The sequence below is a fragment of the Rhizobium sp. PP-F2F-G48 genome, assembly GCF_004342335.1.
Lineage (GTDB): Bacteria > Pseudomonadota > Alphaproteobacteria > Rhizobiales > Rhizobiaceae > Ferranicluibacter.
In genome coordinates this window covers 265,485-291,737 of record NZ_SLVH01000004.1, presented here as the reverse complement: position 1 = coordinate 291,737, position 26,253 = coordinate 265,485, and the positions used below count along the sequence as shown (strand labels likewise).

26 protein-coding genes and 1 pseudogene are annotated in these 26,253 nt (G+C 64.9%); 8 read left to right on the top strand and 19 right to left on the bottom strand.

Annotated features, from left to right (window positions below; translation table 11 throughout):
* Positions 1-15: 15 nt before the first annotated feature.
* The 8 genes from C8J36_RS12575 to C8J36_RS12540 form a co-directional block, all read right to left on the bottom strand.
* A complete protein-coding gene (locus C8J36_RS12575) occupies positions 16-1,443 on the bottom strand; it encodes a mannose-1-phosphate guanylyltransferase/mannose-6-phosphate isomerase (RefSeq protein ID WP_132535324.1) in 1,428 nt (475 codons plus the stop codon).
* Between the two features lie 252 nt (positions 1,444-1,695).
* Positions 1,696-2,100, bottom strand: a complete 405-nt coding sequence (locus C8J36_RS12570; RefSeq protein ID WP_062596306.1) for a F0F1 ATP synthase subunit epsilon — start codon at positions 2,098-2,100, stop codon at positions 1,696-1,698.
* A gap of 115 nt (positions 2,101-2,215) precedes the next feature.
* Positions 2,216-3,676 (bottom strand): F0F1 ATP synthase subunit beta, encoded by a 1,461-nt coding sequence (gene atpD, locus C8J36_RS12565; RefSeq protein ID WP_062596307.1) that lies wholly within the window; start codon positions 3,674-3,676, stop codon positions 2,216-2,218.
* Positions 3,677-3,699: 23 nt separating this feature from the next.
* Positions 3,700-4,581, bottom strand: coding sequence for a F0F1 ATP synthase subunit gamma (locus C8J36_RS12560; RefSeq protein WP_132535323.1), 882 nt, complete (start codon positions 4,579-4,581; stop codon positions 3,700-3,702).
* Between the two features lie 49 nt (positions 4,582-4,630).
* Positions 4,631-6,160 carry a F0F1 ATP synthase subunit alpha gene (gene atpA, locus C8J36_RS12555; protein ID WP_062596309.1) on the bottom strand — a complete coding sequence of 510 codons (1,530 nt, stop codon included), beginning with the start codon at positions 6,158-6,160 and terminating at the stop codon, positions 4,631-4,633.
* Positions 6,160-6,720 carry a F0F1 ATP synthase subunit delta gene (locus C8J36_RS12550; protein ID WP_062596407.1) on the bottom strand — a complete coding sequence of 187 codons (561 nt, stop codon included), beginning with the start codon at positions 6,718-6,720 and terminating at the stop codon, positions 6,160-6,162. Before C8J36_RS12550 ends, atpA begins: the two co-directional genes overlap by 1 nt.
* A gap of 255 nt (positions 6,721-6,975) precedes the next feature.
* Complete coding sequence (locus C8J36_RS12545; protein WP_132535321.1) at positions 6,976-7,362, bottom strand: DUF4345 domain-containing protein; 387 nt, start codon at positions 7,360-7,362, stop codon at positions 6,976-6,978.
* Positions 7,363-7,458: 96 nt separating this feature from the next.
* Positions 7,459-9,675, bottom strand: coding sequence for a primosomal protein N' (locus C8J36_RS12540; protein WP_132535319.1), 2,217 nt, complete (start codon positions 9,673-9,675; stop codon positions 7,459-7,461).
* Between the two features lie 151 nt (positions 9,676-9,826).
* Here C8J36_RS12540 and C8J36_RS12535 point away from each other — a divergent pair.
* Positions 9,827-10,299, top strand: a pseudogene (locus tag C8J36_RS12535) (DUF5680 domain-containing protein).
* Here C8J36_RS12535 and C8J36_RS12530 read toward each other — a convergent pair.
* Positions 10,289-11,233, bottom strand: coding sequence for a 1-acyl-sn-glycerol-3-phosphate acyltransferase (locus C8J36_RS12530; RefSeq protein WP_132535317.1), 945 nt, complete (start codon positions 11,231-11,233; stop codon positions 10,289-10,291). The pseudogene C8J36_RS12535 and the gene C8J36_RS12530 overlap by 11 nt on opposite strands.
* Positions 11,234-11,372: 139 nt before the next feature.
* Here C8J36_RS12530 and C8J36_RS12525 point away from each other — a divergent pair, with 139 nt between their 5' ends.
* Together C8J36_RS12525 and C8J36_RS12520 are read left to right on the top strand one after the other, a co-directional pair.
* Complete coding sequence (locus tag C8J36_RS12525; protein WP_132535315.1) at positions 11,373-12,308, top strand: tyrosine recombinase XerC; 936 nt, start codon at positions 11,373-11,375, stop codon at positions 12,306-12,308.
* Between the two features lie 35 nt (positions 12,309-12,343).
* Entirely contained in the window at positions 12,344-13,438 is a 1,095-nt protein-coding gene (locus C8J36_RS12520; RefSeq protein ID WP_245506541.1) for a TraB/GumN family protein, read from the top strand.
* Between the two features lie 133 nt (positions 13,439-13,571).
* Here C8J36_RS12520 and leuC read toward each other — a convergent pair whose 3' ends face one another.
* Positions 13,572-14,981, bottom strand: a complete 1,410-nt coding sequence (leuC, locus tag C8J36_RS12515; protein WP_132535313.1) for a 3-isopropylmalate dehydratase large subunit — start codon at positions 14,979-14,981, stop codon at positions 13,572-13,574.
* On the opposite strand from leuC, the gene C8J36_RS24930 reads away from it, so the two are divergent.
* Positions 14,969-15,223, top strand: coding sequence for a hypothetical protein (locus C8J36_RS24930; protein ID WP_165915035.1), 255 nt, complete (start codon positions 14,969-14,971; stop codon positions 15,221-15,223). The two genes, leuC and C8J36_RS24930, sit on opposite strands and share 13 nt — an antisense overlap.
* Before the next feature lie 130 nt (positions 15,224-15,353).
* On the opposite strand, the gene C8J36_RS12505 is transcribed toward C8J36_RS24930, so the two are convergent.
* The gene (locus tag C8J36_RS12505) at positions 15,354-16,298 is read right to left on the bottom strand and encodes an amino acid ABC transporter permease (protein ID WP_245506540.1); all 945 of its coding nucleotides are present in this window, start codon (positions 16,296-16,298) and stop codon (positions 15,354-15,356) included.
* Positions 16,299-16,327: 29 nt separating this feature from the next.
* On the bottom strand, positions 16,328-17,125 hold the full coding sequence (locus C8J36_RS12500) for a transporter substrate-binding domain-containing protein (RefSeq protein ID WP_132535311.1): 798 nt from the start codon (positions 17,123-17,125) through the stop codon (positions 16,328-16,330).
* Positions 17,126-17,432: 307 nt separating this feature from the next.
* Between C8J36_RS12500 and C8J36_RS12495 the strand changes: the two genes are divergently transcribed.
* Complete coding sequence (locus tag C8J36_RS12495; RefSeq protein ID WP_132535309.1) at positions 17,433-17,942, top strand: nuclear transport factor 2 family protein; 510 nt, start codon at positions 17,433-17,435, stop codon at positions 17,940-17,942.
* Positions 17,943-18,023: 81 nt separating this feature from the next.
* Here the strand turns inward: C8J36_RS12495 and rplS are convergent, their stop codons facing one another.
* Positions 18,024-18,587, bottom strand: coding sequence for a 50S ribosomal protein L19 (gene rplS, locus C8J36_RS12490; RefSeq protein ID WP_062596319.1), 564 nt, complete (start codon positions 18,585-18,587; stop codon positions 18,024-18,026).
* A 171-nt stretch (positions 18,588-18,758) separates the two neighbouring features.
* Positions 18,759-19,274, bottom strand: a complete 516-nt coding sequence (locus C8J36_RS12485; RefSeq protein ID WP_132535307.1) for an acetyltransferase — start codon at positions 19,272-19,274, stop codon at positions 18,759-18,761.
* 89 nt (positions 19,275-19,363) lie between these two features.
* On the opposite strand from C8J36_RS12485, the gene C8J36_RS12480 reads away from it, so the two are divergent.
* The gene (locus tag C8J36_RS12480; protein WP_132535305.1) at positions 19,364-20,110 is read left to right on the top strand and encodes a sulfite exporter TauE/SafE family protein; all 747 of its coding nucleotides are present in this window, start codon (positions 19,364-19,366) and stop codon (positions 20,108-20,110) included.
* Here C8J36_RS12480 and trmD read toward each other — a convergent pair.
* The 5 genes from trmD to ffh form a co-directional block, all read right to left on the bottom strand.
* Positions 20,092-20,811 (bottom strand): tRNA (guanosine(37)-N1)-methyltransferase TrmD, encoded by a 720-nt coding sequence (gene trmD / locus C8J36_RS12475; RefSeq protein ID WP_132535303.1) that lies wholly within the window; start codon positions 20,809-20,811, stop codon positions 20,092-20,094. The genes C8J36_RS12480 and trmD overlap by 19 nt on opposite strands.
* A gap of 8 nt (positions 20,812-20,819) precedes the next feature.
* On the bottom strand, positions 20,820-21,386 hold the full coding sequence (gene rimM / locus C8J36_RS12470; RefSeq protein ID WP_132535301.1) for a ribosome maturation factor RimM: 567 nt from the start codon (positions 21,384-21,386) through the stop codon (positions 20,820-20,822).
* A gap of 113 nt (positions 21,387-21,499) precedes the next feature.
* The gene (rpsP, locus tag C8J36_RS12465) at positions 21,500-21,862 is read right to left on the bottom strand and encodes a 30S ribosomal protein S16 (RefSeq protein WP_062596323.1); all 363 of its coding nucleotides are present in this window, start codon (positions 21,860-21,862) and stop codon (positions 21,500-21,502) included.
* A 61-nt stretch (positions 21,863-21,923) separates the two neighbouring features.
* A complete protein-coding gene (locus tag C8J36_RS12460; protein WP_062596324.1) occupies positions 21,924-22,229 on the bottom strand; it encodes a chorismate mutase in 306 nt (101 codons plus the stop codon).
* 7 nt (positions 22,230-22,236) lie between these two features.
* Positions 22,237-23,802 (bottom strand): signal recognition particle protein, encoded by a 1,566-nt coding sequence (gene ffh, locus C8J36_RS12455; RefSeq protein WP_132535299.1) that lies wholly within the window; start codon positions 23,800-23,802, stop codon positions 22,237-22,239.
* 368 nt (positions 23,803-24,170) lie between these two features.
* Between ffh and C8J36_RS12450 the strand changes: the two genes are divergently transcribed.
* Both C8J36_RS12450 and speB read left to right on the top strand, forming a co-directional pair.
* The gene (locus tag C8J36_RS12450) at positions 24,171-25,271 is read left to right on the top strand and encodes an MBL fold metallo-hydrolase (RefSeq protein ID WP_132535297.1); all 1,101 of its coding nucleotides are present in this window, start codon (positions 24,171-24,173) and stop codon (positions 25,269-25,271) included.
* Entirely contained in the window at positions 25,268-26,224 is a 957-nt protein-coding gene (speB, locus tag C8J36_RS12445) for an agmatinase (RefSeq protein WP_062596326.1), read from the top strand. Before C8J36_RS12450 ends, speB begins: the two co-directional genes overlap by 4 nt.
* The last annotated feature ends 29 nt before the right edge of the window (positions 26,225-26,253 follow it).

Sequence of the window (26,253 nt, the reverse complement as noted above, 5' to 3'; positions counted from 1 at the left end):
CCCCTGCGGCCGGCCTTAGAGCCGGCCGAACTCGTCGTCGAGACGCACGGTGTCGTCGTCCGACAGATACGATCCCGTCTGGACCTCGATCAGCTCCAGCGGGATCTTGCCCGGATTGGCCAGACGATGTGTGATGCCCTGCGGCACGTAGATGGACTCATTTTCGTTCAGCAACCGCGTCTCATCGCCCAGCGTGACCTCCGCCGTCCCCTTCACGACCACCCAGTGCTCCGCGCGGTGGAAATGTTTCTGCAGCGAGATCTTGCGGCCCGGCGCGATCGAGAGACGCTTGACCTCGAAACGATCGCCGCTGAGAACCGAGGCGACGGAGCCCCACGGTTTATAGGACGTGGGATGAACCTCCGTCAGCTTCCGCGTTGCCTCCGAACGCGCCAGCGCCTTGACGATCTGCCCGACATTCTGGCTGTCGGCGAGACGGCCGACATAGACCGCATCCTCGCTCGCGATGACGGCGATATCGTCAAGTCCGTGCACGGACAGATGAATGTCTCGCGACAGGACGAGCGAATTGCGCGTGTCCGACACGCTCGCCTTCTGGCCGACGACGTTTCCCGCCGCATCCTTCTGGCCGACGGCCCAGACCGAGTCCCAGCTTCCGAGATCCGACCATGGGAAGGAGGAGGGAACGACGGCCGCGTGCGCCGTGCGCTCGAACACGGCATAGTCCACCGAGATATCGGGCGCCTTCGAAAACGCCGTCTTATCCAGACGCTCGAAATCGAGATCGCGCCGCGCCGCCTCGACGGCGGCCAAAGCGCAGGCATGCACCTCCGGCTCGAACCGGGCGAGATCGGCCAGGAACAGCCGGATCGGCAGCATGAACATGCCCGAATTCCAGAGATAACGCCCCGTTTCCAGAAGCGCCTCCGCCGTCTCCCGGTTCGGCTTCTCGACGAAGCGCGCAACTGTCCGGGCCCCGCCCGCAAGCGCGTCACCGGTCTCGATATAACCATAGCCGGTCGCGGGTTCCGTCGGCGTGATCCCGAAGGTCACCAGCATGCCGGACGCCGCCGTATCCCGGGCAAGGCGAATGCAATCGCGATAGGTCTCGTTTGCCTCGATCTCGTGATCGGACGCGAGAACCTGAATGATCGCCTCGTCGCCATGCTCCCGCGCGACGACGAAGGCCGCAGCCGCCAGCGCCGGCGCCGTATTACGCGCCACCGGCTCCAGCAGGATGGACGCCAGACGCGCGCCGACGGCGTGAGCCTGCTCGGCAACCATGAAGCGGAACTCGGCATTGGTGACGATGACGGCGGGCGCGTAGAGCTCCGGATCGGAGACCCGCTCAAGCGTCTTCTGAAACAGCGACCGATCGCTGAGAAACTGCAGGAACTGCTTCGGCGCCGTCGACCGGGAGAGAGGCCAGAGCCGGGTTCCCTTGCCCCCCGCCATGATGACGGGGACGATCTTTGCCGACATGCCTGTTCCTTCCCTTCGCTTAAGGCTCGCAAGCCTTCGGACTGCAACGGCGCCGTCGCAGCCGACGCCCGTTGCCTATTGTGCACGCTGCAAGCGCCGTTGCATCGACATACTTTAGGAGAGGTAAGATGCTGTTAACGCACCAACGGCCCGCGACCTCTCAACTCAAGCATAAGCGCGCCTCAGCCTTGAGCAGGCAGCCTGGAACAGGACACAAAAAAACCGGCCGAAGCCGGTTTTTGCGCGTCTCGATCAGCCCGAGACCGTTTCGTTGAGCTGCGTCAGCTCGGAGAGGAAATTCTCGATTTTCGTGCGATGCTCGTCGCCATGGTGCGGCTGTTCGAGTTCGGCGCGGGCCGCCTCGATCCGGCGCTCGACCAGTGTGGCGTCGAACTCGCTGACCGGCACTGCAGATTCGGCGAGAACCGTGCAGCCGGTGGGAAGGATGTCGGCAAAGCCGCCGAAGACGACGTAACGGTTCGTCTGGCCCCCAACCGTCTTCACGGTGATGATGCCCGGCTTGATCGTCGTCATGGTCGGTGCGTGATTGGCCATGACGGTCATCTCGCCTTCCGTTGCCGGAATGACCACTTCGCTCACCTGCTCGGACAGCAGCAGACGCTCCGGGGAAACGAGCTCGAGTTTGAAATCAGCCATGATTTTCGCTTCTTGTGACGCGGACGCCGGTAAACGGCCCTGCGGGTCCCTGACCTCTCGCTCCACCTCATACAGGCAGAGCGACGGCGCGTCCAGGACGCGCCGCCTTTGCTATTTAAGCGGCTTCGGCAGCCAGGCGCTTGGCCTTCTCGACAGCTTCTTCCATGGAGCCGACCATGTAGAAGGCCGCTTCTGGGAGATGATCGTATTCGCCGTTGACGAGGCCCTTGAAGCCCTTGATCGTGTCTTCGAGAGCCACCAGCTTGCCCGGCGAACCGGTGAAGACTTCGGCCACGAAGAAGGGCTGCGACAGGAAGCGCTCGATCTTGCGGGCGCGGGCGACCGACAGCTTGTCGTCTTCCGACAGTTCGTCCATGCCCAGGATGGCGATGATGTCCTGAAGCGACTTGTAGCGCTGCAGGGTCGTCTGGACCTTACGGGCGACTTCGTAGTGCTCTTCGCCGACAACCATCGGATCGAGCATGCGCGAGGTCGAGTCGAGCGGATCCACGGCCGGGTAGATGCCCTTTTCGGCGATCGAACGCGACAGAACCGTCGTTGCATCGAGGTGAGCGAACGAGGTAGCCGGTGCCGGGTCGGTCAAGTCGTCGGCGGGGACGTAGATGGCCTGAACCGAGGTGATCGAGCCCTTGGTCGTTGTCGTGATGCGTTCCTGCATCTGGCCCATGTCGGTCGCAAGCGTCGGCTGATAACCGACGGCCGACGGGATACGGCCGAGCAGAGCGGACACTTCGGAGCCGGCCTGCGTGAAGCGGAAGATGTTGTCCACGAAGAACAGAACGTCCTGGCCTTCGTCGCGGAACTGTTCGGCGATCGTCAGACCCGTCAGAGCGACGCGAGCGCGGGCGCCCGGCGGTTCGTTCATCTGGCCATAGACGAGCGCGGCCTTGGAGCCTTCGCCGCCGCCATGCTTGTTCACGCCCGACTCGATCATTTCGTGATAGAGGTCGTTGCCTTCGCGGGTGCGCTCGCCGACGCCGGCAAACACCGAGTAACCGCCATGCGCCTTGGCGACGTTGTTGATCAGTTCCATGATCAGAACCGTCTTGCCGACGCCAGCGCCGCCGAACAGGCCGATCTTACCGCCGCGTGCGTAGGGTGCGAGCAGGTCGACGACCTTGATGCCGGTGACGAGGATCTGCGCTTCCGTCGACTGTTCGACGTAGGACGGCGCTTCCTGGTGGATGGAGCGCTTGCCGGACGTGACCAGCGGACCGGCTTCGTCGACCGGCTCGCCGATGACGTTCATGATGCGGCCGAGCGTTTCCAGGCCGACGGGGACCGTGATCGGCGCGCCGGTGTCGGTCACCTTCTGGCCGCGGACGAGACCTTCGGTCGAGTCCATGGCGATGGTGCGAACGGCGTTCTCGCCGAGGTGCTGGGCCACTTCGAGAACCAGGCGCGAACCGTTATTGTCGGTTTCGAGCGCGTTCAGGATCGAAGGCAGCTGGCCTTCTTCGAAAGCAACGTCGACGACGGCGCCGATAACCTGCGTGACGCGGCCGACGGCAGCGGTCGTCGCTGCGATGTAGTTCGGGGTCGCTGTATCAGCCATGTTCTTACCCTCTTGTCCTAACCTTAGAGCGCTTCCGCGCCCGAAATGATCTCGATGAGTTCCTTGGTGATCTGGGCCTGGCGCTGGCGGTTGTAGCTCAGCGTCAGCTTGTTGATCATCTCGCCGGCATTGCGCGTGGCATTGTCCATCGCGCTCATCTTCGCGCCCATCTCGCCCGCGACGTTCTCGAGCAGCGCCCGGAACACCTGGACCGAAATATTGCGCGGAATGAGGTCGCTCAGGATCTCGCCTGCGTCCGGCTCGTATTCATAGATGGCGGCAGAACCGGTGTCGGTCGATGCCGCTGCAGGAACCGCGGCCGGGATGAGCTGCAGCGCCGTTGGAACCTGGCTGATCACCGATTTGAATTCGGAGTAGAACAGGGTGCAGACGTCGAACTCGCCCTTGTCGAACAGGCCGATGACCTTCTTGCCGATCTGGTCGGCATTTTCGAAGCCGATCTTCTTGACTTCGCGCAGATCGACCCGGTCGATGATCAGCGAGGCGAACTCGCGACGAAGGATGTCGTAACCCTTCTTGCCGACGCAGATGATCTTGACCGTCTTGCCTTCGGCCAGCAGCTTGCGGATGTGATCGCGCGCAAAACGCGCGATCTGGCTGTTGAAGCCGCCGCAGAGACCGCGTTCCGCCGTGCAGACGACGAGCAGATGCGTCTTGTCGCGCCCGGTACCCGTCATCAGCAGCGGCGCCGAATCGTCGGTGCCGACCGCCTGGGCGATGTTCGACAGGACGATGCTCATCCGCTGCGAGTACGGCCGGGCGGCCTCGGCCGCCTCCTGCGCACGCCGAAGCTTCGCCGCGGCGACCATCTTCATCGCCTTGGTGATCTTCTGCGTCGCCTTGACGGAGGCGATCCGGTTCTTCAGATCCTTAAGAGAAGGCATCCAGTATCCGTCCTAGGTAGCGTCTGCGGGTGCGTCTTTCAGCAGGCGATCAGGAGAAGGTCTTTGCGAAAGCGTCGATGGACGCCTTGAGCTTGGCCTTGGTGTCGTCCGAAATGGCCTTTTCGGTGCGGATCGTGTCGAGCACGCCCTTCCCTTCGGAGCGCATGTAGGACAGCAGACCCTGTTCGAACGGACCGACCTTGTTGACGGGGATCTTGTCGAGGTAGCCGTTGACGCCGGCAAAGATCACCGCAACCTGTTCTTCCGTCTTCAGCGGCGAGAACTGCGGCTGCTTCAGAAGTTCGGTCAGGCGTGCGCCGCGGTTGAGAAGGCGCTGGGTCGAGGCATCGAGATCCGAGCCGAACTGTGCGAAGGCCGCCATTTCGCGGTACTGCGCAAGCTCGCCCTTGATCGAGCCGGCAACCTGCTTCATCGCCTTGACCTGCGCGGCGGAGCCGACGCGCGAGACCGAGAGACCGACGTTCACGGCGGGGCGGATGCCCTGGTAGAACAGGTCGGTTTCGAGGAAGATCTGGCCGTCGGTGATCGAGATCACGTTGGTCGGAATGAACGCCGAAACGTCGTTGCCCTGCGTCTCGATGACGGGCAGAGCGGTCAGCGAACCGGCGCCCTTTTCGTCGGACAGCTTGGCAGCGCGCTCGAGAAGGCGCGAATGCAGGTAGAAGACGTCGCCCGGATAGGCTTCGCGGCCCGGCGGACGGCGCAGAAGCAGCGACATCTGGCGGTAGGATACGGCCTGCTTGGACAGATCGTCATAGCCGATCAGCGCGTGCATGCCGTTGTCGCGGAAATATTCGCCCATCGCGCAGCCGGCGAACGGTGCGAGATACTGCATCGGAGCCGGATCGGAAGCCGTTGCGGCAACGATGATCGAATACTGCAGCGCGCCGCGCTCTTCGAGCACCTTGACGAACTGGGCAACGGTCGAACGCTTCTGGCCGATGGCGACGTAGACGCAGAAAAGCTTTTCGCTTTCCGGGCCGTTGTCGTGAATGGCCTTCTGGTTCAGGATCGCATCGAGAATGATCGCGGTCTTGCCGGTCTGGCGGTCGCCGATGACGAGCTCGCGCTGGCCGCGGCCGACGGGGATGAGGGCGTCGATGGCCTTGAGGCCGGTCGACATCGGCTCATGCACCGACTTGCGCGGAATGATGCCGGGCGCCTTGACGTCGACGCGCGAGCGGCGCGACGCGTTGATCGGGCCCTTGCCGTCGATCGGATTGCCGAGAGCATCGACCACGCGGCCGAGGAGTTCGGGGCCGACCGGAACGTCCACGATGGCGCCGGTGCGCTTGACGGTGTCGCCTTCCTTGATGGCCCGGTCCGAGCCGAAGATGACGACGCCGACATTGTCGGCTTCAAGGTTGAGCGCCATGCCGCGCACGCCGCCGGGGAACTCGACCATTTCGCCCGCCTGGACGTTGTCGAGACCGTAGACGCGGGCGATGCCGTCACCGACGGACAGAACCTGGCCGACTTCGGAGACCTCAGCCTCCTGGCCGAAGTTTTTGATCTGATCTTTGAGAATTGCGGAAATTTCCGCGGCGCGGATATCCATCAGCCGACCTCTTTCAGTGCAAGCTTAAGGCTCGAGAGCTTTGTGCGAAGGGAAGTGTCAATTTGGCGGGACCCGACCTTGACGATCAAACCACCGAGAATAGACGGATCGACGGTGACGTTGATCGCCACCTCTTTGCCGGTGACGCCCTTGAGCGCCGCCTTCAATTCAGTCTGCTGCTGATCGCTCAGCGCATGGGCCGAGGTGACCTCGGCGGAAACTTCGCCACGATGGCGGGCGGCCGTCTCGCGGTACGACCGGACGATGCCCGGGACGGCGAAGAGACGGCGGTTGCGGGCGACGACCTTGAGGAAGTTGCCGACGAGACCGGTGAGGCCGGCCTTGGCGACGATCGCGGAGATCGCCTTGAACTGGTCGTCAGCCGAAAAGACGGGGCTGAGAATGAGGCGCTTGAGATCGGCGCTCTCGTCGATCATCGCCTGGAAGCGATCGAGATCGCCCTGCACGGCATCCACCGAGCCGGCTTCCTGCGCGAGATCGAAAAGCGACGACGCGTATCTTTCTGCAACACCGGAAATCAGGTCGGACGTATTTGCCACGGGCGCGCTTCTCTTGCTGCGATCCAAGAGCGATCTTCGGAGAACCCGAAAACCGAACACTTTGAATTTGTTGCTATATCCTCAAGGACATCCTGGCCTGACAGGCCCGGCTCCCCCACGAAGTCGGGGTTCGTCTAGCATAGGAAAAGTGGACTCGCAACACGCGAGGAGAGCGATTGCGTGATCCTCGGGCCAAATTCTGCCCAAAAGCAGGAGTGTGATGACCTCGGCGAGGTGTAATTGGCAGGCCGCGCTCTATAAGAAGCCGAAAACATAGGCCAGCGGCAGGATTGCCAGCACCATCTGCACGAGAACCAGGAGCCAGTTCACGACCGTGTTACCTTGGTCCGACAGCATGGACAGAATGCGTCCGAAAGCAGCCAGAGCAAAGGCCGAACCGAGCGCGAGGTACACCATCGGCTGGGCCAGCACGATCGCGGCAAGGCCGAGACCGAGCGGAAAGCCGCCGAGCGTCGAGCGCGCCTCCGCATAGCCGCCGCGCCGGCCGTCTTTCAGAGCGAGCCCCATCGCCCGGAACGAGAGGCCCGGCGCGAACAGGAAAAACAGACCCATGACACAGGTCGCCACGGCACTGAGGAAGGCGAGGAACTCGCCGGTCTCCGTCGGTATATACAGATCCATCGCCGCGATCCCATGCGCCTGTCGTCATCCGGCAGGAGGCCGGCCTGACATGATCTAGTGCATGTGCGCGCGAAAGGGAATCGCGCGGGTGAGGCCTCAAAGGAAACTTTGCGGATCGATATCGAGCTGCACGGCCACCGAGCCGCGCACCTTCGGCCCGGCCGCGATCATCGCCCGCATGAAGGCCTGCATGTCGCTGTTGCGCCGCCCATGGACGAGAAGCCGGAAGCGGTGCCGGCCGCGAACGAGCGCCAGCGCCGCTTCGGCCGGCCCGAGCACGGTGATGCCGGAGACCTGGGGCGCCGCCTGGCGCAGGCCGCGCGCATGCGTCTCGGCGTCGACACGCGTATCGGCCGAGACGATGACGGAGGCAAGCCGCCCGAACGGCGGCAGCACCGCCCGTTCCCGTTCACCGATCTCGCGCGCGTAGAAGGCCTCGGCATCGCCCGACACGATCGCCTGCATCACCGGATGCTGCGGCTGGTAGGTCTGCAGCAGCCCGCGGCTCTTCAGGCCGGTTCGCCCGGCGCGGCCGGTCACCTGGCTCAGAAGCTGGAAGGTCCGCTCGGCCGCGCGGGGATCGCCATTGGCAAGCCCGATATCCGCATCGACGATCCCGACGCAGGTCATCATCGGGAAATTGTGCCCTTTGGCGACGAGCTGCGTGCCGACGACGATATCCGCCTCGCCCTTGGCGATGGCCTCGAGTTCCAGCCGCAGACGCTTCACGCCCATCAGGTCGGAGGAGAGCACGATGGTGCGCGCGTCCGGAAAATGCCGGTCCACCTCCTCGGCGATCCGCTCGACGCCCGGCCCGCAGGCGACGAGATGATCGAGCGTGCCGCAATCCGGGCAGGCCTCCGGCGTCCGCTCGGCATAGCCGCAATGATGGCACTGGATCTGGCTGCGGAACCGGTGCTCCACGAGCCAGCTCGAACAATTGGGGCACTGGAAACGGTGCCCGCAGACGCGGCAGAGCGTCAGCGGCGCATAGCCTCGCCGGTTGAGGAAGAGAAGCGCCTGCTCGCCCTTCTCCACCGCCTTGCCGATAGCCGAGAGAAGCACCGGCGACAGGAAGCCGCCGCGTTCCGGCGGATGCCGGCGCATGTCGATCAGCCCGAGATCGGGCATCGCCGCCGCGCCGAAACGGCTGCGCAGATGGATCGGCCGGTAGCGCCCGACCGCGCCATTGACGCGACTTTCCACCGACGGCGTCGCCGACACGAGCACGACCGGGAAATCGCCGAGCCTTGCCCGCACGACGGCCATGTCGCGCGCATTGTAGAACACGCGGTCTTCCTGCTTGTAGGCGGGGTCGTGCTCTTCATCGACGATGATGAGGCCGAGATCCTCGAACGGCAGAAACAGCGCCGAGCGCGCGCCGGCCACCACGCGCACGCCGCCCTCGCACACCTGCCGCCACACCTTTTCGCGGGTGCGGGGTGCGAGATCCGAATGCCATTCGGCCGGCTTTGCGCCGAAGCGCTTTTCGAACCGATCGAGAAACGCGGCCGTCAGGGCGATTTCCGGCAGCAGGATCAGCACCTGCCGGCCCTGCCGCAGCGTCTCGGCGATCGCCTCGAAATAGACCTCCGTCTTGCCGGACCCGGTGACGCCGTCGATCAGCGAGACGGAGAACACCTTCTGCGCGGCCGAGGCGATCAGCGTGTCCGCCGCCTCGCGCTGGATCTCCTCCAGGTCGGTCACGGCATAATCCGCATCCGGCGCGGCCACCACCGGCGGCGGCGGCATGAAAGTGGTCTCGAACACGCCCTGGGAGCGCAGCCCTTCCACGACGCTGGCCGAGACACCGGCGGCATGGGCAAGGCCCGAGCGCGTCCAGAACTGACCGTCGGCCGCCATGTCCACCACGCGCATGCGCGCCGGCGTCATCCGGTCCGGCCGCCGGTCGGTCAGCCGCAGCCCCTCCACCATCGGCTCGGGCTCGAACGCGGTCGGTACGCGCAGCGCCATGCGCGCGACCAGCCCGGGCGGCGACAGCGTGTAGGCTGCGACCCAATCGAGAAAGGCGCGCATATCTTTTGAAAGCGGCGGGCAGTCGAAGACCTGCGTGATAGCTTTCAGCTTCTTCGGATCGACGGCCGGCCCGTCGATCGCGTCCCAGACGACGCCCGCGACCTGTCGCGGTCCGAGCGGCACCTGCACGATCGACCCCGGCTGAACCGCCATGCCCTCCGGCACCAGATAGGAATAGGCCTTGTCGGCGGGCATGGGCACCAGAACCGGCACGACCCTGCCCGGCGCGTGCGGGCGCGCCTCGTCCCCGAACAGATCAATCGAATCGGCCGTCATTGCGTTTGACCTTGCCCGCCCGAGACCGGAAAGAAAAGAGCCGCAGCCCTTGCTCCCGCCACGCCCGGCGCCTCTGAGAATGCCCGTGCGTCTCCCAGAAATTTCACTTGAAGGATAGGGCGTTTGTCATACAGTCCATTTTGTTCACTTTATGTTCAAGGGCGCTATCATGGATGCATTGCTCGATTTTATAGTGGAAGCCAAATCGAAAACCTATGTCGGCGACAATGTGCCATCTGCCGCATGCCGCCCGGCCTCCCACGATATCGCGTATGAACGCGGAGCATGGCGCTATCTCGACAGCTATTTCGGCGGGACGGATTTCCTCGGACAGGAGGTCGTCTGGTGGAAGGGTGAGCCGGTATGGGCCATGAACTATTATGGCCGTGTCCTTTGCCCGACCTCATCGACGCGGTCGTAGCCGGCACCGTTATCCGCGACGCGTTATCGGCGCTGTACCGGACCGGGCGTTTCCTCGGAGAATATGACCATCGCTCGGGCATCTACGATTACACAGATCGGAGCACCGCGAACCTGGAGAGCTTTATCGGCATTGAGCGGATCCACGTCGGCGAGAACGAGGTCTACAGGCTCGATTACCACGGCGGCCTGATCAAACCGTGAGACGGTTGCAACCGGCCGGCTTTGGCTGGCAGACGATCGGCTCGAACACCGCATCGCCATTGCGTGCGAGATCGGTCACCGTATGCTGCTCCAGGGCTTGGGTGACCTCGGCCGTATCTCCGTCCAGCGCCTCCGGCGGAATGAGATGGCCGACGGTCATGTCGAAGACATTGCCCTTCTTGTTGAGCAGCTCGTGGAACACGGTCATGTCGCGCAGCTCGGTCGACCACTTCGCCAGCCAGTAGAACAAGCCGGAATTGCGGGCCTGCATGTGGACTGGGAGGATGGCGAGGTTGTGCTTGCGGGCAAAGCCGACGACGGAGGTCTTCCAGGGCCGCTCGTTCAGCCGGCCGTCCGCCCAGTAGGCGATGCGGCCGGAGGGAAACAGGACGGTCGCCTTTCCTTCCGCGATCGCGCGGTTCGTCACCTGCAGCGTTTCGCGTGCCTTGAGCTTGCTCTTGTGCTCGTCGCGCCATTCGACCGGAATGACCATCTCGACGAAGCGTGGATTGACCCGGATCGCATCGCGATTGGCAAAGAACATCATGTCCGGCCGGCGGGTTTTGAGAAGGTCGAACACCGCCACGCCGTCGGCAATACCGGTCGGGTGGTTGCTGACGAGGAGAAACCCGCCGGTCCACGGAATCCGCTCCTCATGCGCCACGCGAATGTTCAGCGACAGCGTGTCGCTCAGATATTGAAAGGCCTGGAAGCCGGGCAGATTGGCGACGCCGTTGGCAAATTCGAGCGCCTTGCGGTAGTTGAGGAGCGTGTACAGCGCCGGCCGCATGACGGGCCAGAGCGGGTGATGGACGATCCGCTGCCCGCGTTCGGCAATCAGCGTGTCCACGATATGGCCGGGCTGGCCGTGCGAGACGAGCGACACCGCTTCCGCGAAACCAGTGAGACCGCCTGCCGAACCTCGTCTTGTCATGATCGTCCCGCCGCCGCGCCTCGCATAGCTATCGCAAAAGAATATGATTGAGCGATGACGGATTCCAAGGGGATGTTAGCAATTCGGCAAGACCTGTGCGCCCAGACTTGATGCCGACAGGGCAGGCGACAGGTTTGACATGAACGAGTTTCTGGTAATCGGCGATGCCGTGCTGATGGCCGAGCGGGAAGCGTGGCTGAAGGCGCTGGCGAACGAGCGACGGCTGGCGGACAACACGATCGAAGCCTATGAGCGCGACACACGACAATTCCTCGCCTTCCTCACCGGACATCTCGCCGGCCCGCCGAAACTCTCGGACATCAAGGCGCTGCGGCCAGGCGACCTGCGCGGTTTCCTCGCCACCCGACGCCGGGACGGCGCGGGCGCCCGCACCCTTGGCCGCGGCCTTGCCGGCCTGCGCTCCTTCCTGCGCCACCTGGAGCGCAAGGGACTGGTCAACGCCGCCGGCGCCGGCGCGGTTCGCTCGCCGAAACAGCCGAAATCGCTGCCGAAGCCGCTGACCGACACCGACGCGCTGGCCGTGGTGGCGAGCGACGCGCAGCTGAGCGAGGAGCCCTGGATCGCCGCGCGCAACGAGGCGGTTCTGACGCTGCTCTACGGCTGCGGCCTGCGCATTTCCGAAGCGCTCGGCCTCACCGCCGACGATGTCGCGGGCACGCCGCGCGCGCTGCGCGTCACCGGCAAGGGCGGCAAGACCCGCATCGTGCCGCTGATCGCACCGGCGCTCGATGCCGTGAACCGCTATCTCGCATTGTGCCCCTATGCCGCCGAGGGCAACGACCTGATCTTCCGCGGCGCCAAGGGTGGCGTTCTGCAGCCGGCGATCATCCAGCGCGAGATGCAGCGCCTGCGCGGCGCGCTCGGCCTGCCCGACACGGCAACGCCCCATGCCTTGCGGCACTCCTTCGCCACCCATCTGCTGGCCGGCGGCGGCGATCTGCGCACCATCCAGGAACTGCTCGGTCATGCGAGCCTCTCCACCACCCAGATCTACACCGGCGTCGATTCCGCCCGCCTGCTCGACATCTACGACCGCGCTCATCCCCGCGCCTGAGGCGACGCCTGCGACCGCCAAGAAAAGGACGACCCGTGCGAGCCACGACCCCGACGACCCGCCCCCCTTCCGCGCCTCTTGGCCGTTTCCTGCTCGACAGCCTCGTTTCTCTCGCGGCCCTCCTGCCCGTCCTGCTGCTGGCCGCGCTCGTCGCCGGGTTTGTCACGATCGGCCGCGCCCATGCCGAAGAGGTAGCCTGTAAGGGGGTCAACCTTCTCGAAGGCTGGGCAACAACCGATCCGGCCCGCGTCAAGAGCGTCGAGGCCGAGGCCGCGCGCGTGGTCAACGGGATGGGCAAGTTCTGGAAGATCGAGAAGCCGGGCATTCCCGCGTCCTATCTCCTGGGCACCATGCACGTCACCGACCCGCGCGTGCTCGCCATGCCGGAGGGTGCGCCGGACGCCTTTGCAGGTGCCGCCACCGTCATCGTCGAATCCGACGAGGTTCTCGACGAGACGAAGGCCCGGATTGCGCTGCTTTCGGACCCGAGCCTCACCATGTTCACCGATGGCAGCACGATCGAAACCTATCTCGATGCCGACCAGAAAGTGATCCTGACCGAGGGCCTGAAAGCCCGCGGTCTGCCTTTGCCCACCGTCGCCCGCATGAAGCCGTGGATGATCGCAAGCTTCGTCTCCCTGCCGCCTTGCGAACTGAGCCGGAAAGCCGGTGGCGCGCGCTTTCTCGACCAGAAACTGGCGCAGGACGCAGTGTCGCAGGGCAAGACGCTCAAGGGTCTGGAAACCATCGTCGAGCAGATCCGCGCAATCGACGGCCTGCCGATCGCCTTTCATATTTCGGCTCTGGTCGAGACGCTCAAACTGGGCTCGCTCGTCGAGGATGCCATGGAGACCACCACGGATCTTTATCTTGAGGGCCGCATCGCAACCATCATGCCCATGCTGAAGGCCGCTTCGCAAACCGTCGAGGACAGCGACTCCGAACAGCAATCAATTGCCTTCGAACAGCGCATCGTCACCGATCGCAACCATGTCATGGCCACCCGCGCCGGTCCGAGCCTCGACGCCGGCAACGTCTTCATGGCGGTCGGCGCCCTGCACCTGCCGGGGCCGGAAGGCGTGGTCGAACTCCTCCGCAAACAGGGCTTCACGCTCACCGTCCTGCGCTGATCCCTGCCGGACAAAGAGAAGCGCCGCCTCCGGAGACCGGAAGCGGCGCTTTTTCATGTCGTGAACGGCGGAACGGCCCGGCTTACTGCGCGTTCCGGTTTACTGCCCGTTCCGACTTACTGCCCGTTCTGATCTACTGCCAAGTGCGGATATCGACGAAATGACCTTCAACGGCTGCAGCTGCCGCCATGGCCGGGGAGACCAGATGCGTGCGGCCCTTGAAGCCCTGGCGGCCTTCGAAGTTGCGGTTGGAGGTCGAGGCGCAACGCTCGCCCGGCTTCAGCCGGTCGTCGTTCATGGCCAGGCACATGGAGCAGCCCGGCTCGCGCCAGTCGAAGCCGGCCGCCTTGAAGATGACGTCGAGGCCTTCGGCTTCCGCCTGTTCCTTGACGAGGCCCGAACCCGGCACGATCATCGCGGAGACCGTCGACGCCACCGTCTTGCCCTCGACGACCTTGGCGACTTCGCGCAGGTCCTCGATGCGGCCATTCGTGCAGGAGCCGATGAACACGCGATCGACCGCGATGTCGGTGATCTTCGTGCCCGGCTTCAGGCCCATATAGTCGAGCGCGCGCCACTTGGAGGCACGCTTGTTCTCGTCCTGGATCTCGTCCGGATTGGGAACGACGCCTTGAACCGAAATGACGTCTTCCGGAGAGGAGCCCCAGGAGACGATCGGCGGCAGTTCCGCAGCGTCGAGCACCACGACACGATCGAAATGCGCGCCTTCCTCGGTGTTCAAGGTCTTCCAGTAGGCGATCGCCTGCTCCAGCGCTTCGCCCTGCGGCGCACGCGGCTTGCCCTTGATATAGTCGAACGTCTTCTCGTCCGGCGCGATGAGGCCGGCGCGGGCGCCGCCTTCGATCGTCATGTTGCAGATGGTCATGCGGCCTTCCATCGACAGCGCGCGAATGGCTTCGCCCGCAAATTCGATGACGTGCCCCGTGCCGCCGGCCGTGCCGATCTCGCCGATGATCGCGAGGATGATGTCCTTCGCCGTCACGCCTTCGGGCAACTGCCCGTCGACGCGCACCAGCATGTTCTTGGCCTTCTTCTGGATCAGCGTCTGCGTGGCGAGCACGTGCTCGACCTCCGACGTGCCGATGCCGTGGGCCAGCGCACCGAAAGCACCATGCGTGGAGGTGTGGCTGTCGCCGCAGACGATCGTCATGCCCGGCAGGGTGAAACCCTGTTCCGGCCCGACAATGTGCACGATGCCCTGGCGCTTGTCGGAGGCCGAATAATATTCGACGCCGAAATCGGCTGCGTTCTGGGCCAGCGCTTCCACCTGGATGCGGCTTTCCTCGTTCTTGATGCCGAGATGGCGATCCGGCGATGTGGGAACGTTGTGATCGACGACGGCGAGCGTCTTCTGCGGCGCGCGCACCTGACGGTTGGTCAGGCGCAGGCCTTCGAACGCCTGCGGGCTCGTCACTTCATGAACGAGGTGGCGGTCGATATAGAGAAGACAGGTGCCGTCCTCCTGCTGATCGACGACGTGGTCGTCCCAGATCTTGTCATAGAGGGTCCGTGGTGCGCTCATGGCGTGTCATCCATTGGAAAGAAGAAGTTGGAAAATCCGGCGCGGCGGCCGGTCGGATCAGGCTTCAAAAGCCGGAGCAAAAGCCCCTGAAGGATCTATCGAAGTCGGCTGTTGAGCGCCCCGGAAACACGCGCGTAAAAGCGTGCCGGCAGGCGCTTGTGATCCTGCAGCACGACGACATTCTGCGCGCGACATCCGAACTTGGATTCCATGACCGGCGAAATAGCAGTTTTCAAGCCTGACTGCAAGGTTCCAGCGCTTTCGCCCAAAGCCGCCAGCCCGCCTTGTCGGCATCGCCAGCGAGAGGATCGATAGGCGCGATTGCGGTGTCGCGGCCGTCAAGCACGCCGTCACCGGCACGGTGGCGACCCCTTATCCGCGATGGCCGCGCCGCAGCCGCTTCTCCAGACCCCGCAGCGCCAGCGACAGGCCGATGGTGAGGAGAAGATAGATATAGGCGACGATGGAATAGGTCTCGAAGAACCGGAACGAGCCGGAGGCATAGACCTTGCCCATCTGGGTAATGTCCTGCACGCCCAGCACCGAGACGAGCGAGCTGTCCTTGATCATCGCGACGAAATCATTGCCGAGCGGCGGCAGGATGGTGCGGATCGCCTGCGGAAACACGACCAGCCGGAACCGCTGGAACCGGTTGAGCCCCAGCGCCTCCGCCGCCTCCACTTGCCCCCGATCGACCGACTGGATGCCGGCGCGAAAGACCTCGGCGATGAAGGCGGAATAGCCGATGGTGAGCGCGATGATCGCCCGCCACATGAGGGACAGGTCGCGCACCAGCACCGGCTCCATCGCTCCGGCCGAAATCAGCGGGGTGAGGACGAGATTGATCAGCCAGACCAGCGCCGGCGTGCCGACGAAGGCGATGTAGAAGAGCAGCACGAGAACAGGAATGCCGCGGATCACCTCGGTGTAGAACCGGGCGACCTGCCGCAGAACCTGCCGGCGCGACAGCGCCATCAGCGCCACGCCCAGCCCGACGAGGGTGGCCAGCGCAAAGCCGACGATCGTCACGAAGATCGTGACGCCGATGCCGGCGGCAACGACGGTGAAGACGCGGGAATAGAGATCGTTGACGGCGATGAGCACGGCAAGGCCGACGGCGATCGCGGCCAGCGCGATCAGCCACCAGGGAAATTCCCGCGAGATCGCGCCCCTGCCGGACGTCGGACGGAGGCTTGGGCCGGATATCTCGCTCTGGCCGGATATTTTACTCGGGCCGGATACTTTACTCGGGCTTGCGATTTCGCTTGGGGAGACGTGCGGCGACGGATCGGATGGGCGAGGCGGCATGGGCTGCATGAGGGGCTGCGTATCCGGTCAGCCGTCTCTCATTCGCCCATCTTGAAATCGACGAACCACTTGTGGTTCAGCGTGTCCAGCGTGCCGTCGGCCTTCAGCGCCGCGATGGCGGCGTTGACGGGCGCGACGAGCTTGGAGCCCTTGGGAAAGATGAAGCCGAAATCCTCGGCGCCGAGGGGTCCGCCGATCAGCTTCAGCCCGCCATCCGACGTCTCCACATAGCCCTTGCCGGCGGTGCCGTCGGTCAGCACGACATCGACGTCGCCGGTCTTCAACGCCTGCACCGTCGCACCGAAGGTCTCGAACAGTTTGACGCGCGCGTTCTGTTCGTTGCCGTCGAGCACCTCGTAGATGGCGGTATAGAACGGCGTCGTGCCCGGCTGGGCGCCGACCAGACCCTTGGAGAACGCGGCGAAGGACTTGCCGTCCGTGAAGCGGTTCTCGTCGCCGCGCACCAGCATGAACTGCTCGGAACGCATATAGGGATCGGAGAAATCCACCTTCTCCTTGCGGTCTTCCTTGATGGTGATCCCGGTCATGCCCATGTCGTACTGGCCGTCGGACACGGACTGGATCATCGCGTCCCAGCTCGTATTGCGATAGGTCACCTTGGCGTTCAACCGCTTGGCGATCTCGCCCACCGCGTCATATTCCCAGCCGGCGGCCACGCCCGTCTTCGGGTCGATGAACTGCAGCGGCGGATAGGCATTTTCCGTCACCACGACGATCTCGCGCCCGCCGAGATCCGGAAGATCGGCCGCGACGGCATGAAGGGGCGAAAGGGCGAGAAGGGTCAGACCGGCGAGAACGTGGCGGCGGAAGAACATGAGGCGGGCTCCTGGCGTGTGCCATACGAGACTGTCACGAAACTTCCCGGCAGGGCAAGAGGCGAGCGGGCGGCAAGGACATTTCGACCGCAGCGCCGGTGCCGGTGCGCGGGATGAACCGATCGCCGTTCCCGCTGCTGGAAGAAAACCGTTGCCGTGCCGGCGAGCGGCGACCACTCTTGGTTCTCTTTTGCGCCCTATCGGCGAAAAACCTGCCTCCTTCCTCATCATCCGGCTTGTCCCTACAGATTTTTCGACAAGGACCACGACGCTCACCCGATGAAACGGTCTTCTCCAAGGAATGTTCATGAAACACCGACTTGCCCCCACCCTCCTCGCAGCCTGCCTCTCGTTCGGATCGATCCTCACGGCCGCCCCGTCCCAGGCGCAGGAGGCCGTGGTGGCGGCGCCCGATGCCGAAGCGCTGTTCACCAGCCCCGATCCGCAGCTGAACGCCAACAAACAGGTGGTCCTCGGCATTATCCGGGATCTCCTGGAAGCCAATCACTGGGACAAGGCCGACCAGTATCTGACCGAGCGCTATCTCCAGCACAATCCCAACGCCGCCTCGGGCCGCGACGGCGTGGTCGCCTATTTCATGCAGGTGCTCAAGCGCACGCCTTCGCCGATCCCGGAAAAGATCAAGGCGCCGGTCGCCTTCGTCACGGCCGAGGGCGACCTCGTCACCGTCGGCTTCGTCCGCGAGGTGAAGGACGAGAAGGATCCGTCGAAGAGCTACACCACCACATGGTTCGACACATGGCGCATCAAGGACGGCAAGGCGGACGAGCACTGGGATCCTGCCACCAGGGACTGAGCGCCGCCGCGCGACCCTCTCCAGACGAAAAAAGCCGCCGGATCGCTCCGACGGCTTTTTTCATGGGACGATCCGAAGATCTTATTCTGCGGACTTCGCGTCTTCGGCAGCCTTTGCAGCGGCGGCGTCTTCAGCGGCCTTGGCAGCGGCGGCTTCAGCGGCTGCGGCATCTGCTGCTGCCTTTTCGGCGGCGAGAGCCTGGGCTGCTGCAACCTTTTCAGCTTCCAGACGCGCCTTCTCTTCGGCAGCCGACTGGCGAGCCGTGTCGTTCAGCTTGCGGGCGCGCGTGCCGGTGTTCTCGACGATACGCGCCGACTTGCCGCGACGATCGCGCAGGTAATAGAGCTTGGCACGACGGACCTTACCGCGGCGAACGATCTCGACGCTTTCGACCATCGGCGAATAGACCGGGAACACGCGCTCGACGCCTTCGCCGTAGGAGATCTTGCGAACGGTGAAGCTTTCGTTGATGCCACCACCCGAACGGGCGATGCAGACGCCTTCATAGGCCTGCACGCGGGTACGGGTACCTTCCGTCACGCGCACGTTGACGCGGAGCGTGTCGCCTGCGGAAAATTCCGGGAGGGTACGCTTGGCTTCGATCTTGGCGGCCTGTTCGGCTTCCAGCTGCTGGATGATGTTCATCGGTTTAACCTTGCTTTCTTCTCAAACAGTCAGAGCGCCAGGGTGTCCTTCGGCAAAGCCTCCGGGCAGGACTCTTCCGGTGAAGAGCGACGGCGGGTACACCATTCCTTGTTGACGGTCACGGGCAGGAACCCGAGCCGGTGCGGCCTATACACCGGGATCGCCGATTTGTCACCCCTCTTCGCATGCGATTCTACGCTCCCCGTCCGGGCTTTCGAAGCGCAGGATGCGCCTCTCGCCCGCCGAAATCGTCTCCACATTGGGGAAGCGCTCGGTGACGCGGCACCAGAACGACCAGGCTGCGGCGTTGAATTGCGACACGCCGAGCTCCCAGACGCCCGGATGCAGCGCGAGGATGCGGCCCGCGGCGCGATGACCGAGGCCCGTTCTGCGGACATCGGGAAGCACGCAGAACTCCGCCATCGCATGATCCACCGGCAAGCCCGAGCAGGCGTGGCGGTTGACGAGCGCGAAACCGGCAGGCGTCCACGCCCCCGCATCGACGACGTCGATCATGTAGGCCGAGCGGTCGGCATCCTCGAAGTACAGGTCGAAATAGCGATAGGCGGTATCGACGGGACCGAAGGCGGACAGCTCTTGCAGATAGTCGTCAAGCAGTGCGCGCAGGCGCTGCCTGTCCTGTGTCGCGACGTGTCGGAGACGCCAAGGGTCGTTCGGGCACGGCATGTCGGCAATCTCCGGATCGACATCTGCCCTTGCGTTTGAGCACATGCCCTATACCACAAAAAACACGCCCCTTCTTCGATGAGTCGCTGATGCCGATCACAACCGCCGTTCTCCTGTTCCTCGCCGGATTCCTGTCGAGCGCCGTCAATGCGGTGGCCGGTGGCGGCACGTTTCTCACCTTCGGGGCGATGACGCTGACGGGCCTGCCGCCGATCGTCGCCAATGCGACCTCCTCCATCGTGCAGTTTCCCGGCTACATCACATCCGCCCTCGCCTATCGCCGCGAGATTCTGGCCGACCGGCGGTTGGCGGTCATGCTGGGGCTTCTCTCGGCGGTCGGCGGCCTGATCGGCGCCGGCATTCTGCTGATGCTGTCCAATCCGTCGTTTCGGGCGCTGGTACCCTGGCTGCTCCTGGGCGCGACGGCGATCTTTGCGGCCGGGCCGCTGCTGCGTCCGAAATCCCGCGAGGCGGGCGCGCCGCTCGGCGTGCTCGGCCTCCTCGGACAGTTCGCGACCTCGGTCTATGGCGGCTTCTTCGGGGCCGGCATGGGCATCATGATGCTCGCCGTGCTGGGGCTGACGGCCGGCGGCGGTTACCACCGGATCAACGCGCTGAAGAACCTGCTCGCCCTGGTCATCGCCGCTATCGCGGTCGCGGTCTTCACCGTCGGCGGCGTGGTCTCCTGGCTGGAGGCGGCGGTGATGATCCCCGGCGGGGCGCTCGGCGGCTATAGCGGCGTCTGGCTTGCCCGCCGCATCCCGCAGGCGATCATCCGCGCCTTCGTCGTCGCGGTCGGCCTGCTGCTTGCCTTCTACTATTTCGTCACGGGCTGAGGCGGAGAAGATTGTGACAGGAGATCGGGCCGGCGCTCCCGCGTGATCCGCTCGGCCTCCGCCCGCCGCCAGCGTTCGATCGCGCCGTGATTGCCGGAGGTCAGCACGGCGGGGATTTCCCGTCCCTCGAAGACCTGCGGCCGCGTGTAGTGCGGATGCTCCAGCAGCCCGCCCTCGAAACTTTCGTGCACGCCCGAGAGCGCATTGCCCATGACGCCCGGCAGGATCCGCACCACGGCATCGAGCAGCGTCAGCGCCGCGGGCTCGCCGCCGGAGAGAATGTAATCGCCGATCGAGACCTCCTCGAGCGCGCGCGCATCGATGACCCGCTGGTCCACGCCCTCGAACCGTCCGCAGACGATGACGGCGCCCGGCCCGGACGCGATCTCCCGAACCCGCGCTTGGCTCAGCGGCCGGCCGCGCGGGCTCATCAGGAGCCGCGGGCGCAGGGCGCCGGGCTCATCCTCGGCCGACACCCGGTCGATCGCGCGTCCGAGAATATCCGCCCGCAGCACCATGCCCGCGCCGCCGCCCGCCGGAGTGTCGTCCACCGTGCGATGCCGGTCCTCGGCAAAGTCCCGGATCTGCACGGCGTCCAGCGACCATTGCCCACGCTCCAGCGCGCGCCCGGCCAGGGAATGGCCGAGATGTCCCGGAAACATCTCCGGATAGAGCGTCAGAATAGTGGCCCGGAACGCCATGGCGGCGCTCATTCTCCCGACGCGTTCGGGTCGAACGGACCGGACGGATCGTCCTTGTCATCCACGAGGCCGGCCGCCACGGGATCGACCAGCATCGTACCGCCTTCGAGATCGATTTCGAGCACGGAAAATTCGGAAAAGGGAATGAGCACCGGCCGCCGGCCGGGGCCCTTCAGTTCCAGGAGATCGCCGGCACCGAAATCGAACACGCCGGTCACGACGCCATAGCTCTTGCCCTCGGCGTCCTTCGCCTCAAGCCCCTCGAGATCGGCATAGAAGAATTCATCCTCGTCGAGATCGTCGTCCGGCAGGTTTTCCCGCTCGATGAACAGCTCCAGCCCGTTCAGCGCCTCTGCCGCCGTCCGGTCGTTGATGCCGCGGAAGCGGACCACGACGACGTTCTTGTTGTCGCGCACCTCCAGCACCTCGAAGACGCGCCCGTCCTCGCTGTGCAGATGGCCATAGTCGCCCAGCGCCGTCGGCTCCTCGGCAAAGCTCTTCACGCGGACTTCGCCGCGCAAGCCTTGCGCGCCGCCGATCGTGCCCATCAGGACAGGGTTTTTCAGCTTGCTCATCGATGAACCGTTCTTGAAAGTGCGTTCCGGGATGTCTGTCGGTCGCGCGACCCCATAAACGAAAACGGGCGGCATGAAAATGCCGCCCGGTCCCGAAGATGCGATAGGTCCGATTACTCGGCGGCAGCGGCAGCGGCGTCTTCGGCCTTCTGCTTGGCTTCGGCGGCGCGCTCGGTCGCCTTCTTGCCGGGCTTGCCCTTGGTCGGGTTGCTGCGGGCTTCGCGCGTGACGATGCCGGCTTCGCTGAGGAAGCGCAGCACGCGGTCGGTCGGCAGGGCGCCGTGGTCGAGCCAATGCTGGATGCGCTCGTTGTTCAGTTCGACGCGCTTGGCATCGTCCTTGGCAAGCATCGGGTTCCAGGAACCGACCTTTTCGAGGAAGCGGCCGTCGCGGGGCGAACGGGCGTCGGCGATGACAACCTGGTAGAACGGACGCTTCTTGGAACCGCCGCGGGCGAGACGAATTTTCAGTGCCATGTCAATAACTCCTTGAATGTTGGCGTGCCGCGGATGCGGCCTGAGGGGTAGGGAGAGACCGTCAATCCTTCAGATCGGCGGCGATGTCTTCGTGATGCCGGATGACTTCCTTGATGATGAAGTTCAGGAACTTCTCGGCGAAATCCGGGTCCAGGTGAGCGTCCTTTGCCAGGCGGCGCAGACGTTCGATCTGGTATTCCTCGCGCGCCGGGTCGGCCGGCGGCAAATCGTGGAGGGCCTTGAGAACGCCCACGGCCTTCGTGCAGCGGAACCGCTCGGCCAGCATATGCACCAGCGCCGCATCGATATTGTCGATCGACTGGCGATAGCCGGACAGCTCGTGCGCGAGAGAAGGGTCGATGCTCATGGAGACCTCACTTCTTCTTCGGCAGGCCGGGCAGGCCCGGGAAACCGCCGCCGAGACCGGGCAGCTTGCCACCGCCAAGGCCCGGAAGTCCTCCCATGCCACCCGGCATGCCCTTGCCGAGGCCGGCCGCTTCCGCCTGCTTCTGCAGCGCTTCCAGTTGCTTGGGATCGAGGCTCGACAGGTCGGGCATGCCGCCCATACCGCCGCCCATGCCGCCCAGACCCATCTTGCCGGCAAGGCCGCCCATCATCTGCTTCATCATGCCGCCGCCCTTCTTGCCGCCCATGGCCTTCATCATGTCGGCCATCTGGCGGTGCATCTTGAGCAGCTTGTTGATGTCGGAGGCATCCGTGCCGGAGCCGGCCGCGATGCGCTTCTTGCGGGAATGCTTGAGAAGGTCGGGATTGGCGCGCTCGGCCTTGGTCATGGACGAGATGATCGCCATCTGGCGCTTGAACATGCGGTCGTCGAGACCGGCTGCCGCCATCTTGTCCTTCATGCCGGACATGCCGGGCATCATGCCCATGATGCCGCCCATGCCGCCCATCTTCTGCATCTGCGACAGCTGGTCGGCGAGATCGTTGAGGTCGAACTTGCCCGACTTCATCTTGGCGGCCATCGCCGCCGCCTTCTCGGCATCGATGTTCTCGGCAGCCTTCTCGACCAGCGAAACGATGTCGCCCATACCGAGGATGCGGTCGGCGACGCGGCGCGGATGGAACTCGTCGAGCTCCGACATCTTCTCGCCGACGCCGATCAGCTTGATCGGCTTGCCGGTGACGGCACGCATGGACAGCGCCGCGCCGCCGCGGCCGTCGCCGTCCATGCGGGTCAGCACGAGGCCGGTGATGCCGACGCGTTCGTCGAAGTTGCGGGCGAGATTGACGGCGTCCTGACCGGTCAGCGCATCGGCGACCAGCAGGATCTCATGCGGGTTCGAGCGCCGCTTGATCTCGGCCATCTCGATCATCAGCGGCTCGTCGATATGCGTGCGGCCAGCGGTGTCGAGGATGACGACGTCGTGGCCGCCGAGCTTGGCAGCCTGCACGGCACGCGCGGCGATATCGGTCGGCGACTGCCCGGCGATGACCGGCAGCGTGTCGATGCCCGCCTGAACCCCGAGCTGGCGCAGCTGCTCCTGGGCGGCCGGCCGGCGCGTGTCGAGCGAGGCCATCAGGACCTTCTTCTTGTCGCGCGCGTGCAGCCGGTGGGCGATCTTGCCCGAGGTCGTGGTCTTGCCCGAGCCCTGAAGGCCGACCATCATGATGACGACGGGGGCGGGCGCATTGAGGTCGATGGAAACGCCGGTGGCGCCCAGCATCTCGACCAGCTCGTCATGGACGATCTTGACGACCATCTGCCCGGGCTTGATCGATTTCAGCACGTTCGCGCCGACGGCCTTTTCGCGCACGCGGTCGGTGAAGGACCGCACGACTTCCAGCGCCACGTCGGCTTCCAGCAGCGCACGGCGAACCTCGCGCAGGGCCGCCGAAACATCGGCTTCCGACAGCGCACCGCGTCCAGTCAATCCGTTGAGGATCGAACCAAGGCGGTCCTGGAGGCTTTCAAACATCGGCTCTTCCTTTTCGTCTGCGAGCATGTGCCGCAAACGTGGGTTCCGGGTCGTTTTGAACAAGACGCAAAGCCGAACGGCACCCGAGGGCGCATCGCGCTGTCGGGTGTTGACCTCCGGGAACGTTTATACCTGACAAGGGTCCCGGTCGGCGGCTCGGAGTCGTGTCTCGTCGCAGATGGAGCGCGGTAAACAGCAAACCGCCCGGAAAGTCAAGGCTCAGCGCCATCCTCCGGTCTGCGGCGCGCCCATTGGGGCTGCGATGCCGACGCTTTCCGATGGCGCCGGCACGAAAAAGCCGCCATCATCCGCCGCGTCAAGCGCCGCTTACATCGGAACGGTGAGACGGCTCTTTCACGGAGACAGGCATGAAACGCCGCACATTCTTCAAATGGTCGCTGGCCGGCGCCCTGGTCGCCGTGTCCGGCGGGATCACCGCAAGGAGCAGCATGGCCGCCAACCGCTACTACAAAGGCCCCGTCAGCGATCATTTCGACGGCACGCGTTTCTTCAACCCCGGCGGCGTCGAGCCGAACGGCTTCGGCGACCTGCTGCGCTGGCGGTTCAACGGGCAAAAGGCGACCTGGCCGGAGACGCCCGATCCCCGCGCGACCGTGGTCAAGCCGGACGCGGCGGTCAACGGGCAGGCCCTGCGCGTCACCATGGTCGGCCACGCCTCCATGCTGATCCAGGTGGCCGGCCTCAACATCCTGACCGATCCCGTCTGGTCGGAGCGCGCAAGCCCCGTCTCCTTCGCCGGCCCGCGCCGCGTCTCGCCGCCCGGCATCCGCATCGAGGACCTGCCCCGCATCGATGTCGTGCTGATCAGCCACAACCATTACGACCATCTGGACCAGCCGACGATCGCAAGTCTCGAGGAAGCGCACAAGCCGACCTTCGTGACGCCGCTCGGCAACGACGTCTTCATCCGCAAGGTGGCGCCCGATGCGCGCATCGCGCTGATGGACTGGGGCGATGCGCTCGATGTCGCGGAGGGCGTCAAGATCCATTGCGAGCCAGCGCATCACTGGTCGGCGCGGGGGCTCGGAGACCGGCGAAAGGCGCTCTGGGCGGCCTTCGTCCTCTCGACGCCGGCGGGTCGGATCTACCATGTCGGCGACACGGGCTTCCATGACGGCATCAACTATCGGGCAGCGGGCGAGAAATACGGCAGCTTCCGTCTCGCCATCCTGCCGATCGGCGCCTACGAGCCGCGCTGGTTCATGAAAGGGCAGCACCAGAACCCCGACGAAGCCGTTCAAGGCATGCGCCTTGCGAACGCCGCCTCTGTCGTCGGCCATCACTTCGCGACCATCCAGCTGACCGACGAGGCGATGGACGCGCCGGAAAAGGCGCTGGTCGCAGCGCTTCAGAAACACGATATCGACCCCGTCCGCGTCCGCCCGCTTCACGCCGGCGAAGTGTTCGACGTGCCCCAGGACGTATCCGCACAAAGGACCCCCGCATGACCACCCCCTTTCACCAGCCGGTGGACGCCGCCGAAGTCCCGCGCTTTGCCGGCCACTCCACCTTCATGCGGCTGCCCGCCGTTGCCGACGCCACCGGCCTTGACATCGCGCTCGTCGGCATTCCCTGGGATGGCGGCACCACCAACCGGGCCGGCGCCCGCCATGGGCCGCGCGAGGTGCGCAACCAGTCGAGCCTGATGCGGCGCGTCCACCACGTCACGCTGACCGAGCCGTTCAGCCTCGCCAATGTCGCCGATGTCGGCGATCTCAGCGTCAATCCGATCGATCTTCTCGACGGGTTGAAGCGGATCGAGACCGGGATGCGCGCCATCGTGGACGCAGGTGCCATTCCGCTGTCCGTCGGCGGCGATCACCTGACGACGCTGCCGGTGATGCGCGCCGTGGCGGCCGGCGGCCCGGTCGGCATGATCCATTTCGACGCCCATTCCGACACCAACGACACGTATTTCGGCGGCAATCCCTATACCCACGGCACGCCCTTCCGCCGCGCGATCGAGGAAGGCCTGCTCGATCCCAAACGCACGGTGCAGATCGGCATTCGCGGCTCGATCTACGCGACCGACGAGCACGACTGGGCGCGCGCGCAGGGCATCCGCGTCATCTATATGGAGGAATGCACCCGGCGCGGCATCGCCGACGTCATGGCGGAGGCCCGCGGCATTGCCGGGGACGGGCGGACTTATGTGAGCTTCGACATCGACTGCATCGACCCGTCCATGGCGCCGGGAACCGGAACGCCCGAGATCGGCGGCTTTACCACGCGCGAGGCGCAGGCGCTGGTGCGGGAACTCGCGGGCGTGCGGATCGTCGGGGCCGACGTCGTGGAGGTCGCCCCGCCTTTCGATGTCGCCGGCATGACGGCGCTGGCCGGCGCGACCATCCTGTTCGAGCTGCTCTGCGTGATCGCCGAGGGTGTCGCCGCGCGCCGCTGACGGCAATCCTGCGCAGATCCCGCCCTCTG